The organism is Streptomyces sp. NPDC050842, from assembly GCF_044456565.1.
Classification (GTDB): Bacteria; Actinomycetota; Actinomycetes; order Streptomycetales; family Streptomycetaceae; genus Streptomyces.
Genome location: NZ_JBITGA010000006.1, coordinates 313807 through 325943 on the forward strand (window position 1 = coordinate 313807; position 12137 = coordinate 325943).

Consider the following 12137-nt stretch of genomic DNA (forward strand, 5'->3'; position numbering starts at 1 on the left):
GTCACGGCCGGCGGGCGGTGGGGCTTCAAGCCCCGCTGGTCGCTGCCGGTGGGCGGTGAGCATCCCGACCGCTGGGCGAACTCCACACCGAAACCGCCCAGTTGATCGTCATGCCCTCTTGCGACTTCGCTGCCCCCTGATACCTGGATCAGCTGCGCGCTTGGCATGCCCGACCGTCCCAGGAAAGTGGTGGGGCGAGACATTGGTGCGGATCGATCTCCGAGGGAGGGGTGAATGTCCGCCTTGAGGCTTTCTCGCTACTTGTTACCCGGAGTAGCTGCGGGTTGGACGTCGCTTCTTATGGCGTGATCATTCGTTGAGCCGTGCATGACGGATCTCATCGAGCGGCCCGGCCGGATCGTGCTGACGATCTGACGGTCGGGAAGAGAAAAAAGGCGCGTGGTTTCGGACAACCCTGGGGGGCTTTCGCCGGTCGGAAGGGTGAGAACGAAACCGACGCAGGGGGAACCCGATCATGTTCGAACGACGCAGGCCCGGGCTGAGGACGGCGCTCGTCGCCACCGCCGTCGCGGTGGCGACCGCCACCGGCGCGGGCTCCGCCATCGCCGCGCCGGCCGCCGACCCGGTGGCGGTGCCCGCCTTCAACCTGTTCGCCATCCACAAGCAGACCCACGAGATGTGGCAGTGGTACCGCCAGGGCCCGCTCCTCGCCACGGGCGGGCCCGACGGGGTCGACCACTCGGACCTCGCCGACCGCATCCCCGTCTTCAACGACAACGGAGAAGGGTACGGCCACGGCGCGTGGACCCTCTACAAGGACGGCCGGCTGGACTTCGGTGGCTGGGTCGACGGCGAGTACCAATGGCCGAAGAACGTCGGCCGGGGCTGGGACATCTACCGCACGGTCCTCTCGCCCGGAAACCTCGGCGGGGCCAAGGAGGCCGACCTGATCGGCGTCGACAGGGCCGGTGTGCTGTGGAGCTACCTGGGCTACTCGGACGGCCGCCTCACCACCCGCGTGCGGGTCGGCGGCGGCTGGGGCCAGTACACCGAGCTGGCCGGCCAGGGCGATCTGACCGGTGACGGCAGGGCCGACATCACCGCCCGCGACAAGGCCGGCGTCCTCTGGCTCTACAAGGGCACGGGCGACTACAAGGCGCCGTTCGCGGGCCGTACGAAGATCGGCGGCGGGTGGAACGTCTACGACCGGCTGCTGTCCCTCGGCGACAGCGACGCCGACGGCAAGGCGGACCTGCTGGCCCGGAAGACGACGGGCGAGCTGCTCCGGTACTCGGGCACGGGTGACGCGGCGCGGCCGTTCACGGCGCCGGTGCAGATCGCGGGGACCCACATGAAGCAGTTCAACCTCCTCTAGACGTACGGCACTTCGTGCGAGGCGGCCCCGTTCCCGGCATTTCGGGTCCGGGGTCGCCCCCCTTCGGCTTCGCTGCCCGCTGATACCTGGAGTAGCTGCGTGTTTGGCATGCCCGACCGTCGCAGGAGGGTGGTGGGGCGAGTCGGCGAGTCATTGGTGCGGATCGATCTCCGAGTGCAGGGGGAATGTCCGCCTTGAGGCTTTCTCGTTGCCCGTTACCCGGAGTAGCTGCGGGTTAGTCAGCTCTCCACCCGCCGGGAGTGACCAGCGGGGCCTGAATCCCCGCCGAGGGACGGGCGTTCGCCGCTTAGCCGAGCCCGGCTGCCCCATTCCATGGCCGCGCACCCCGAACCGGCCGGGAGGGGTCGACCCACCCCCGCTACGAACCCAGCCCCCACCCACCGGCCGGTCACCCGCTTACGCGGCCTGAGCGATGCCCGGGGCTCTGGCGTGACCCCGGCCCCCGGACCGCCCTCCGAGAGTTGTTGCGCAGCTTCCGCCGCCGGGTCAAGGGTGGCCGTAGGCCATCGGCGGAGCCGACTTGCCCTTGACGCGGTGGTGGAAGCTGCGACTCTCGGAAAGAGGGCGGTCCCACCAGAAGCCCGCCGGACACGTTCACCTCTGGGGGCCCAAGAGACCTGCGCCGTTCCCTGATGCCATTCCTGATGTCGTCTGCCGCGCCACGCTCAGGCGGCCTGGCGGTCGGTGCCGGTGGCGATTTCGCGGGTGGCGTCGGCGATGGCGCGGTAGTCCTTGCGGAGGATCTTGGAGTGGTTGCTGGGGACCTTCGCGCTGATCCGGATGTTCGGATTGCGGGTCGTGACCGGGGTGAGGTCGGCGCGGATCTTTTCCATCAGGACGGGGTCGCCGCCGAGGTTGCCGCCGGTGGCCAGGACGTAGCGGGTGGGGACGGTGATGCGGTCGAAGACCGGATCGAGCGCGGCGGGTGCGCAGAGTTCGTTGACCTCGATGTTGATCTCGGCGTGCTGTTCGGCGCTCATCCGGGCCGCCATGCCAAGCCGGCGGGCGATCGGGAAGAGCGGGCTGAGGCGGCGGAAGAGTTTGCGGACCTGGGTCTTGGTGGCGTCGTCGAGCCAGGAGTGGGGCATGGCGCCGTCCACGGACACGACCCCGTGGACGCGGTCGGGGTTCTGCGCGGCCCAGTGGACCGCGAGCATCGCGCCGTAGGACCAGCCGACAAGGATGGGGCGGTCGATGCCTCGGGCGGTGAGGACGGCGTCGAGGTCGCGAAGGCAGGCGGTGAAGGTGTAGTCGGCGGAGAGCCCGGACTTGCCTCGGGCCCGCTCGTCGTAGGTGATGTGGCGGTAGTCGCCGCCGAGTTCGCCGATCACGTGCCGCCAGTGCTTCTGGTCGGCGTAGGAGCCGTTGAGGTAGACGACGGGGCGGCCGGGGCCACCGGTGTCGGTCACGGCGAGGCGGGTGTCGTCGACCGAGACCGTACCGGTCCAGGCGGCGGGGTGGGTGAGGGCGGTGACGGTCATGACGAGCCTTCTTTCCGGATGAGTGGGTGGTGGGTGGTGGGTGGTGGGTGGTGGGTGGTGGGTGGTGGTCAGAGGCTGCGGGCGGTGATGTCGCCGTGGGCGGTGGTCGCGTGGATGTTCAGCCCGGCCGTCGAACCCTCGCTGTTCTGCAGGGTGTTGGTGATGCGGCCATAGGTCGTGCCGGCGTCGAGGGTCGCGGAGACGCCGCGGGCGGCGCCGATCTCCAGGTCGCCGGACTCGGTGCGGACGGTGACCGTGCCGGTCTTCGCCTCGGTGATACGGATGTCGCCCTTCAGGGTGCGGAGTTCCGCCGGGCCGCCCAGGCGGCCGACGGTGATGTCCCCGGCCTGCAGGGTCAGGCGGGCGGAGGCCGTCTCGTCGAGCTTGACCGTGCCCTGCGCGCTGTCGTAGGTGACGTCACCCAGGCGCCCCACACCCCGCAGCTCCGCGGTCGCGGTGGTCGCCTCGACGCGGGAGCCGGCCGGGAGCTGGACGGTGACCTCGACCGCACCCGAGTTGCCCAGGATCCGGCTCTTCGGCTCCGCGGCCTCGATCCGCAGCACACCGTCGCCGTAGGCGACGGCGACCCGCTCGGCAGCCTTGATGTCGTTGCTCTTGGCGGGGTTCGCGGGGAGGACCTCGACCGTGGTGTCCGTCCGGTCGGCGGCGATGAACCGGATCCGGCCCGCCGGGACGGCCAGGACGGTGACGATCGCGGCGGGAGTGGCGAACTTCTGCATGATGCGCTCCTCGTGTTCTCGCGGCCGGCCCGGACTCCTTGCCCGCGCCGTTTCCGACAAGAGAAACGCTACGTTGCGTTCTACAGTTCGGCAACGCCCCCGTTGCGCTGGATGCGCATCATTGCAGGTCATTGGCGGGAATTCATTGCAACGGCCATGCCGTCTAACGCAACAATCCTTCCTCCTGCGTTGCAATGAAATGAACGTGAACGCGCCGCTTGTCAATCAAGGTTGACGCGAGAGGCCCTGTCAACGTAGGTTGACGCCATGACCGATGCGACCGATCTCGCCACGCGAGCGGGCGACCGTGACCCCCGGGTCGGGCTGCGGGCCGTCTCCGCCCTGCGGCGATTGCTGGAACAACTGGAAGCCGTCCAAGTGCGCAGTGCGCGCCATCAGGGCTGGTCGTGGCAGGAGATCGCGACCGAACTGGGAGTCAGTCGGCAGGCCGTCCACAAGAAGTACGGGAGGCAGTGATGTTCGAACGGTTCACGAAAGCGGCGCGTGCCGTGGTGAAGGGGGCGGTCGACCACGCGGACCGGGACGGCGCGACCGTCGTCACCAAGGAGCATCTGCTGCTGGCCCTGCTCGACCGGGAGGACACCCGGGCCTCGGCCGCGTTGCGCAGCCTGTGCCCGCCGGAGCGCCGGCCGTCCCTGACCGCCGCGCTGGCCGACGCCCGGCGTCGGGCGGGGCTGTCCCGGGCCGACGAGAAGGCTCTGGCGGACCTCGGCATCGATGTCGGCGCGATCGTGGCACGGGTGGAGGAGACCCACGGAGCGGGCGCGCTGGCCGGCGACCGCAAGGACTCCGGATGGTGGTCCGGCCGTCAGTCCTTCTCCCGGGAGGCAAAGACCGTGCTGGAGAAGTCCCTCCGGGTGGCCCTGGCGCGCAAGGACCGGGAGATCGGCGACGAGCACATCCTCCTGGCGCTCACCATGACCGGCGGTGTCGTCGCGGAGGCGCTGGCCGACCACGGCGTCACGTACGCCTCCGTCGACGCCGCCGTCGCCGTCGCCGGCCCGACGGCCCCCTGACCCACCCACCTACCCACCTACCCACCTACCTCAGAGGTGGCCTTCCAGGGACTCCCGGACCTCGGCGGTGGTCATGAGCCCCGTGCCGTGCGCCACCGCCTCGCCCTCCTTCAGCAGGACGTAGGACGGGGCTCCGGTGATCCCGTACCGCTCGGTCGCGGCCGGACAGCGCGTGATGTCGGTGCGTACGGCCGTCAGGCGGCCCGCGTACTCATCGGCGACGCCGCCCACGACGAGGTCCATGGCCCGGCAGGGCTCGATCGCCTTGGGCCATGTCCCGATGAAGTACGCGAGGACCGGGACCCCGCTCATCTTGAGGATGAAATCGAACTCCGCGTCCTCACGGGGTTGGTGGATCCGCTTCGCCATGGAAGCTCCTGACCTCGTGTTCCGTCTTTCTCCCCATCATCCCCCGCGCGCGGCGTGCGCCTGCGCGGGGCCGTAATGTGACGCGGCCCACAGGGAACGTCCTCCCTGACTGCCTCCTCCTCAGGGTGTCGGTTGTTCACCAACACTCCGGGGGAATCTCGTGGTCGACATCAGCACACGACAGCGGGCAGGCCAGGCGGTCGCCGGTCTGCTCGCCCTGGACGGGCTCGCGCACGTCTACTGGGCCACCGGCCTGACCTGGCCCGCGCCCGACCAGCGGGCGCTGTCGCTCGCCGTCATCGGCGGGGTCGTGTCCTTCGCGCCGCGCGTGGTGGTGCCGCTGGCGCTGGTGCTCTTCGGCACCGCGGCGGCCGTCCTCGCCGGCGCGTACGGCCGGGGCGGGCGGTTCACCGGGCGGCTCGCCGCGCTGGTGTCCTTCGCCGTCGCCGCCGGGCTCCTGGTCCGCGGGCTCGTCGGCCTGGTGTGGGCGCTCGGCGTCGGCGACGGGGCCGGTCCCGTCTTCTACTGGCTCAATCTGCTGCTCTACACGCCGCTCTGCCTAGGCTTCGGCTGGGTGGCCGCCACCCGCCTGGTCGCCCCGCGGGCCCGGAAGGCACTCGCGCTGCCGCTCGCCCTCGCCGCGCTCGTCGCGGGCACGGCGTACGCCTGGCAGCCCGCCGAGGCGACCGGCTACGCCGCCCCGGCCGGTGGCCGGTACGTCGAGACGCCCGTCGCCCGCTTCCACTACGTCCGCCAGGGCTCGGGCGGCTCGCCGGTGGTGCTCCTTTCGCCCGGCGCGTCGTCGACCTTCGCCTGGCGCGAGCAGCTCGCCACGCTCTCCCGGACGCACACCGTGTACGTCCTCGACCTCCCCGGCCAGGGGTTCACCGAGCTCCGCGACCGGTCCCTGACCTGGGACCTGGACGGCATGACCACGGCCATCGGCAGCTTTCTGGACGCCATGGACATCCCCCGGGCCGCCCTCGGCGGGAACTCGTGGAGCGGCGGCTTCGCCCTCGCCTACGCCCAGCGCCACCCGGACCGGGTGAGCCGGCTCGCCCTGCTCGCGCCCTCCGGTCTCGACGAACGGGACCCCGTGCTGTGGGAGGCCCTCAAACTGCCGATCGCCGGGGAGCTGCTGACGAGCCTCGGCGCGGGCCGGTCGGCCACCGAGTCGTCGCTGCGGGGGCTGTTCGTGAACCAGGGCCGGATCACCGACGAACTCGTGGACGCGGCCTGGGCTCCCGCCACCCGTGACGCCAACCGGCGTTCGGTCTACCGCCTGGAGCGCGGTCTGGACTGGCGCGAGACCGAGGCCGCGATGCCCGCGACCCGGCAGCCGGTGCTCGTCCTCTGGGGGCGCCAGGACACGGTCCTGCCCGCGGCCCAGGCCGCTCGCTTCGGGCGGCTCCTGCCCCACGCGGAGGCGACGGTCCTGGACGGCTGCGGGCACGCGCTCACCCTGGACTGCCCGGACCGGGTGAACCCGCTGCTGGAAGAGTTCCTCCGTGACCGCTGACCAGAAGGACCGCGGGGACCGGGGTGAATGGCGTGACCGGGGCGACCAGGGTGACCAGGGCGACCGGGGTGTGGCTCTGGCGCGGGCGGCGCGGGCCGGGAACACCCTCGCGCTGCACGAGCTCCTGGACCACCTCACCCCGTACATCGCCCGGATCTGCACCCCCATCGCCCTGACCGACGGCCCGGACGCCACCCAGGAGACGCTGCTCGCCGTGTTCCGGTCGCTGCGGTCCCTGAAGGATCCGCAGGCGCTGTACGGGTGGGTGCGGGCCATCGCCGTGCGGGAGGCGGTACGGATCGCCCGGCGGGCGGCGCGGGCCCACCCCGCCGAGCTGGCCGACGTACCCGAGCGTGGTGATCCGCAGCTCGCCGCGGACATCGACGACGTACTGGCCCGGCTGTCCCCCGAGCACCGGGCCGTCCTGGTGATGCGGGACGTGGAGGGCCTGGACGAGGAGGCCGCGGCCGCGCTGCTCGGCGTCCCGGCCGGCACCGCCAAGTCCCGGCTGCACCGGGCCCGGATGAGCTTCCGAAAGGCATGGTCCTCATGACGAGGCACGAGATGAGTGCGCACGAGATGACTGCGCACGAGATGACGACGTACGAGATCGACCCGGTGGAGCGGCTGCGCATCATGGCGGCCGGGGTCCGCGGCGCGCGGATCGCCGAGGAGGTGCTGCCCGTCCCGTTCGAGGAGGTGTGGGCGGTGATGGCGGACCTGGAGGGCGAGTTCGGCCGCTTCCAGCCGGACATGAGGAGGGTGCGGGTGCTGCGGGTCGCGGGCGACCGGGTCGAGGCGCTGGCCCTCAGCAAGTACGGGTTCCGCGCTCACCTGCGCGGCTTCGTCCGGCCGGGATGGTGCTGGCTGCAGAGCCGGTTCCTGATCATCGGCATGGCGGCGGCCCCGGAGCCGGGGCCGGGTACGGGGCCGGGGCCGGGTACGGGTACGGGGCCGGGGCCGGGTACGGGTACGGGTACGGGGCCGGGTACGGGTACGGGGCCGGGTACGGGTACGGGGCCGGGCCCGGGCGGCCTCACCGGCCTGGGCACCCGGGTGGCGCTGACCGGCGGTGTCCGGCTCCGCGTCCCGGGGCGGGCTCCGGCGGTCGTCCCGTTCGGCACGGCGTCCGAGCTGTCCCGCGCGATGACCCTCCTCGCGGAGCGAGTGGGCGACCGGCGGACGGGCCAGGCCGGGTGACCGGCCGGGAGACTGTTCAACCACCGTACGGAAAGAAGCACTTGGTCTCCGTACAGAGATGAATCACCCTCAGCTAATGTGTGGCCCATGCAGGGGGAACCGGAAGACCACTCTGGCGTGGGCAGTCTGAACGGCAGCGGAGCCATGCCACTCGAGGCGGGAGATCCCCGCCAGATCGGGGCGTTCCGGCTTCTCGGCGTGCTCGGCTCCGGAGGCATGGGTCGGGTCTATCTCGGCGCCGTGCCGGGGAAGTTCGCGGCGGTGAAGCGGGTCCTTCCCGTACTCGCCGAGGACACCGACTTCCTGAGCCACTTCGGGCACGAGCTCGACAACCTCGCCCGGCTGCCCGCCGGAGCCAACACGAAGCTCCTCGCGAGCGACCGCACGGCCAAACCGCCGTGGTTCGCGACCGAGTTCATCCCGGGCATCACCCTCAACGAGGCCGTCCGGCTGCACGGCGGCCCGCTGCCGTCGGCGTCCCTGTGGCGGCTCCTGCGGGACGCGGCGGCCGGACTGCGGGTCGTGCACGGCGCCGACATGGTGCACCGCGACCTCAAGCCGTCCAACGTCATGCTGACCGGCGACGGCCTCTCCCTCATCGACTTCGGCGTGGCCCGCGCCGCCGACCAGAGCCGGCTGACCAAGACCGGCATGGTCATCGGCACCCCCGCCTACATGGCTCCCGAGCAGGCCGTCGCCGACCGTCGACTCACGGGTGCAGCCGATGTGTTCGCGCTGGGGAGCCTGTTGCTGTACGCGGCGAACGGGCGTCCCCCGTTCGGCGAGGGGTCCGGACCCGACCTCCTCTACCGCGTCGTCCACGGAGAGCCCGACTTCGGGAAGCTCACCGAGACCGACCCCGAGCTCGCCGCGCTCGTCCGGACCTGCTTCGCCAAGGACCCGGCGGACCGGCCGACCGCCGCCGAGCTCGTCGACCGGGCCGACGAAGGGGCCGCCGGGGCCGCGTGGCCCGCCGCCGTCGCCGCCCGCATAGGCGAGCGCGCGGCCTTCGCCGCCGGGGCGCCCACCGCCGAGCACCTGGCGGAGCTGGAGCGGATCGAGCCGGCCCAGGACGTCGCGACCGCCTCGCTCACCCCGCAGCGCGGGAACGAGCCCGCGACCGCCTCCCCGGACGCCGTCGCGATCACCGGGGCCGCCACCGCGGAGAAGCGGACGCGGCGGAACCGGTTCGTCATGCTCGCCGTGCCCGTCGTCGTGGCGACCGGCACCACCCTGACCGTCGCCCTCGGCCCGTACGTGGTCGGCCGCGACACGGCGGCCGACGGCCCCTCCTCGTCGCCCTCCGCCGTCGCCTCGCAACCGGCGCCCGGCAACCCCGCGGCCGTACCCTCCTCGTCGTCCGCGAAGCCGAGCGCGTCGACGTCGGCCTCCGCTCCCGCCCCCTCGGGTCCGTCGTCCGCGCCTCCGGGCGGGTCCACGGCGGCACCACCGCCCGGCACCGGCGACGCGGGTGGCGGGGCCGGTTCCGGAAGCGGGTCGGGAAGCGGCTCCGGGAGTGGTTCCGGAAGCGGGTCGGGAAGCGGCTCCGGGAGTGGTTCCGGTGGCGGGTCGCAGACGACCGACCCGGGCGGCAGCGGCTCGACCACGACCAGCCCCGGCGGCGGTGGTGGCGGTTCCACGACCACCCAGCCCGCCCCGCAGCCCTCGCGGACGACCACCCAGCCCGCTCCCCCGCCGTCGACCGGCGGCGGCTCGGGGCCCTCGGGGACGTACTCCATCGAGAACGTCTCCAGCGGAGAGTGCCTGTCCGAGAGCCACCCCGGGTACGGCGGCGTCATGGTCAACACCGCCCCGTGCGGTACCCCGCCCACCAGCGGCACCATCACCTACTCCTGGACCTACTCGTCCACGGGGAACGGCACCTTCCGGCTGGTCAACAAGAAGACCGGGCTGTGCCTCCAGCCGGGCGGGACACCCGGCTTCACCGCCAAGGACTGCAACGGCTCCAGCCTCCAGTCGTGGACGATCGGCACCAAGACGTCCGCCGGTCACACCATCAAGAACGTGAACAGCGGCGACTGCATGATCCCCGGCCCGCCGTTCCTGATGATGTACACCTGCAACCCGAACGACAAGAGCCACCTCTGGCGGAACATCTCCGCCGTCTGAACCGCGCGTCAGGTCCCGGTCGTGAAGACCGGGACCGTCACGTCCCCCTCCACCCGGAAGGCGACGGTCAGCTCCATCCCGATGCGGAGCTCCACCTCCGGCACGTCCACGACCTCCGTCATCATGCGCGGGCCCTCCGCGAGGTCGACGACGGCCGCGACGTACGGGACGCGCTCGCCGAAGGGCGGGAGGTCGTTGCGGTGGACGACGGACCAGGTGTAGAGCGTGGCGCGGCCGCTCGCCGGCTCCCAGCGGACGTCCTCGCTCCAGCAGTGGGGGCAGAACTCGCGCGGGTAGTGGTGGGTCCTGTCGCAGGCCGCGCAGTGGCGCAGGAGCAGCCGGCCTTCGGCGGCGGCGTCCCAGTACGGACGGGTGAAGGCGTCGATGTCGGGGTCGGCGGCCGTCATCAGAAGAGTCCGATCGCGGAGTCGAGGGACCAGGTCTGCCAGGACATGGCGAGGAGGGCGACCAGGGAGATCAGCGCCATCATCGCGTTCTGCCCCTGCTCGGCCCAGTCGTGGATCATCAGGACGAGGTAGAGGAGGTTGAGGAGGAGGCCGCCGACGAGGGCGACCGGGGTGAGGAAACCGACGACCAGGCCGAGGCCGAGGGCGAGTTCGGCGTAGACGACGACGTACGCCATGACCTTGGGGCGGGGGGCGACGACGGTGTCGAAGCCCTTCTTCACCTGGGGCCACTTGTGGTGGGCGGCGACGTCGGCGGCCCAGGCGATGCCCGTGCCGCGTTCGAACCAGCCCTTCCTGTCCTTGTGGCGCCAGCTCTCCAGCCACCACAGGCCGAGGCCGATGCGGAGGACGGCGAGCCATTCGGCGCCGGTGAGCCAGACGGTCTGCATGCGCGCCCTCTCGACGAGTCGAATCCGGGAATCTGACGGTACGTCAGCTAGACCGTCAGTTCAGCGCAGGGCGGGCTCCTCGCGCAAGGGGCGGGCGCGCGTGACCGATTCGCAACCGAAATCCGCCCCCGTCGAGACCCACTGCGTGTACACGTCATTACGCTCAGCAGTCATGGTCACCACCCCCCAGCAATCCTCCGCTCATCCGGTGTACGTCATCGGCGGCGGCCCCGGCGGGCTCGCCGTCGCCGCCTCCCTGCGCGAGCGCGGCGTCCGGGCCGTCGTCCTGGAGAAGTCCGACGCCGTCGGCGCCTCCTGGCGGGCCCACTACGACCGGCTGCGGCTCCACACCACCCGGCGGCTCTCCGGCCTCCCCGGCCTGCGGATACCCCGCTCCTTCGGCCGCTGGGTCGCCCGCGCGGACGTGGTGCGGTACCTGGAGAAGTACGCGGAGAAGCACGAGCTGGAGATCGTGACGGGCGTCGAGGTCTTCCGTATCGAGCGGGCGGGCGAGGAGTGGCTCCTGCACGCGACCGGCGGCCGGCGGCTCACCGGGCGCGCGGTGGTCGTGGCCACCGGGTACAACCACACCCCGCGCCTGCCGGAGTGGCCGGGCCGCGACGCGTACGAGGGCGAACTGAGCCACGCCCGCGCCTACCGCAACCCCGGTCCGTACGAGGGCAAGGACGTCCTCGTCGTCGGCGCCGGGAACACCGGGGCCGAGATCGCCGCCGACCTCGCCGAGGGCGGCGCCGGGCGCGTACGGCTCGCGGTGCGGACCGTCCCGCACATCGTGCGGCGTACGACGGCCGGCTGGCCCGCTCAGCGCAGCGGCATCCTGGTGCGGCGCCTGCCGGTGGCCGTGGTCGACCGGATGGGCGAGGTGATGGGCCGCTGCTTCCTGCCGAACCTGACGGCGTACGGGCTGCCCCGACCGGAGAAGGGGCTCGCCACCCGGCAGCGGGAGGGCGCGGTGCCGGTGCAGGACGTGGGCCTGATCGACGCCGTACGGTCCGGGAAGGTCGAGGTCGTGGCCGCCGTCGACGCCTTCGAGGGCGGCGAGGTGCTCCTCGCGGACGGCACCCGGATCACCCCGGACGCGGTGATCGCGGCGACCGGCTACCGACGCGCCCTGGAGCCGCTCCTCGGACACCTGGACGGCGTGCTCGACGAGCAGGGACGGCCGGTGACCCACGGGGCGCGCTGCCCGCGCGAGGCGCCGGGGCTGTACTTCACGGGGTTCACGAATCCGATCAGCGGCATGTTCCGCGAGCTGGCGCTCGACGCGGAGAGGATCGCGCGGCGGATCGCGCGCGGGCAGAGCCGGAGCCGCTAGGGGGTACTTCCCGGACCCCGGGCCGCGGGCGGGCCCGGAGCCGCCAGGGGGCGCTTCCCGGGCCCCCGGGAACCCCTCCCTGTCCGCTTCCCGAACATCCACCCCCGCACGA

At 72.1% G+C, this 12137-nt stretch carries 13 protein-coding genes; 8 read left to right on the top strand and 5 right to left on the bottom strand.

Annotated elements, in window-relative coordinates:
• Positions 1 to 475 precede the first annotated feature (475 nt).
• Positions 476 to 1336, top strand: coding sequence for an FG-GAP repeat domain-containing protein (locus ACIBG6_RS22190; RefSeq protein WP_399224263.1), 861 nt, complete (start codon positions 476 to 478; stop codon positions 1334 to 1336).
• A gap of 686 nt (positions 1337 to 2022) precedes the next feature.
• Here the strand turns inward: ACIBG6_RS22190 and ACIBG6_RS22195 are convergent.
• Positions 2023 to 2838, bottom strand: coding sequence for an alpha/beta fold hydrolase (locus ACIBG6_RS22195; protein ID WP_399224264.1), 816 nt, complete (start codon positions 2836 to 2838; stop codon positions 2023 to 2025).
• A 68-nt stretch (positions 2839 to 2906) separates the two neighbouring features.
• The gene (locus ACIBG6_RS22200; RefSeq protein WP_399224265.1) at positions 2907 to 3578 is read right to left on the bottom strand and encodes a DUF4097 family beta strand repeat-containing protein; all 672 of its coding nucleotides are present in this window, start codon (positions 3576 to 3578) and stop codon (positions 2907 to 2909) included.
• Between the two features lie 267 nt (positions 3579 to 3845).
• On the opposite strand from ACIBG6_RS22200, the gene ACIBG6_RS22205 reads away from it, so the two are divergent.
• The gene (locus tag ACIBG6_RS22205) at positions 3846 to 4055 is read left to right on the top strand and encodes a helix-turn-helix domain-containing protein (RefSeq protein WP_317598173.1); all 210 of its coding nucleotides are present in this window, start codon (positions 3846 to 3848) and stop codon (positions 4053 to 4055) included.
• Positions 4055 to 4615 (top strand): Clp protease N-terminal domain-containing protein, encoded by a 561-nt coding sequence (locus ACIBG6_RS22210; protein ID WP_399224266.1) that lies wholly within the window; start codon positions 4055 to 4057, stop codon positions 4613 to 4615. Before ACIBG6_RS22205 ends, ACIBG6_RS22210 begins: the two co-directional genes overlap by 1 nt.
• A gap of 30 nt (positions 4616 to 4645) precedes the next feature.
• Here the strand turns inward: ACIBG6_RS22210 and ACIBG6_RS22215 are convergent, their stop codons facing one another.
• Entirely contained in the window at positions 4646 to 4984 is a 339-nt protein-coding gene (locus ACIBG6_RS22215; protein ID WP_399224267.1) for a thioredoxin family protein, read from the bottom strand.
• A gap of 160 nt (positions 4985 to 5144) precedes the next feature.
• Here ACIBG6_RS22215 and ACIBG6_RS22220 point away from each other — a divergent pair, with 160 nt between their 5' ends.
• From ACIBG6_RS22220 to ACIBG6_RS22235, 4 genes are all read left to right on the top strand, one after another.
• Positions 5145 to 6503, top strand: a complete 1359-nt coding sequence (locus ACIBG6_RS22220) for an alpha/beta fold hydrolase (protein WP_399224268.1) — start codon at positions 5145 to 5147, stop codon at positions 6501 to 6503.
• Positions 6493 to 7056 carry an RNA polymerase sigma factor gene (locus ACIBG6_RS22225; RefSeq protein WP_399224269.1) on the top strand — a complete coding sequence of 188 codons (564 nt, stop codon included), beginning with the start codon at positions 6493 to 6495 and terminating at the stop codon, positions 7054 to 7056. The genes ACIBG6_RS22220 and ACIBG6_RS22225 overlap by 11 nt, the downstream gene beginning before the upstream one ends.
• A gap of 26 nt (positions 7057 to 7082) precedes the next feature.
• Positions 7083 to 7703 carry a hypothetical protein gene (locus ACIBG6_RS22230; RefSeq protein WP_399224270.1) on the top strand — a complete coding sequence of 207 codons (621 nt, stop codon included), beginning with the start codon at positions 7083 to 7085 and terminating at the stop codon, positions 7701 to 7703.
• A gap of 144 nt (positions 7704 to 7847) precedes the next feature.
• Complete coding sequence (locus ACIBG6_RS22235; protein WP_399224271.1) at positions 7848 to 9833, top strand: protein kinase; 1986 nt, start codon at positions 7848 to 7850, stop codon at positions 9831 to 9833.
• Positions 9834 to 9841: 8 nt separating this feature from the next.
• Here the strand turns inward: ACIBG6_RS22235 and ACIBG6_RS22240 are convergent, their stop codons facing one another.
• Positions 9842 to 10240 (bottom strand): Zn-ribbon domain-containing OB-fold protein, encoded by a 399-nt coding sequence (locus ACIBG6_RS22240; RefSeq protein WP_399224272.1) that lies wholly within the window; start codon positions 10238 to 10240, stop codon positions 9842 to 9844.
• Positions 10240 to 10689 (bottom strand): DoxX family membrane protein, encoded by a 450-nt coding sequence (locus ACIBG6_RS22245; protein ID WP_399224273.1) that lies wholly within the window; start codon positions 10687 to 10689, stop codon positions 10240 to 10242. The genes ACIBG6_RS22240 and ACIBG6_RS22245 overlap by 1 nt, the downstream gene beginning before the upstream one ends.
• Positions 10690 to 10861: 172 nt before the next feature.
• Here ACIBG6_RS22245 and ACIBG6_RS22250 point away from each other — a divergent pair, with 172 nt between their 5' ends.
• Positions 10862 to 12025 carry a flavin-containing monooxygenase gene (locus ACIBG6_RS22250; protein ID WP_399224274.1) on the top strand — a complete coding sequence of 388 codons (1164 nt, stop codon included), beginning with the start codon at positions 10862 to 10864 and terminating at the stop codon, positions 12023 to 12025.
• Positions 12026 to 12137 lie beyond the last annotated feature (112 nt).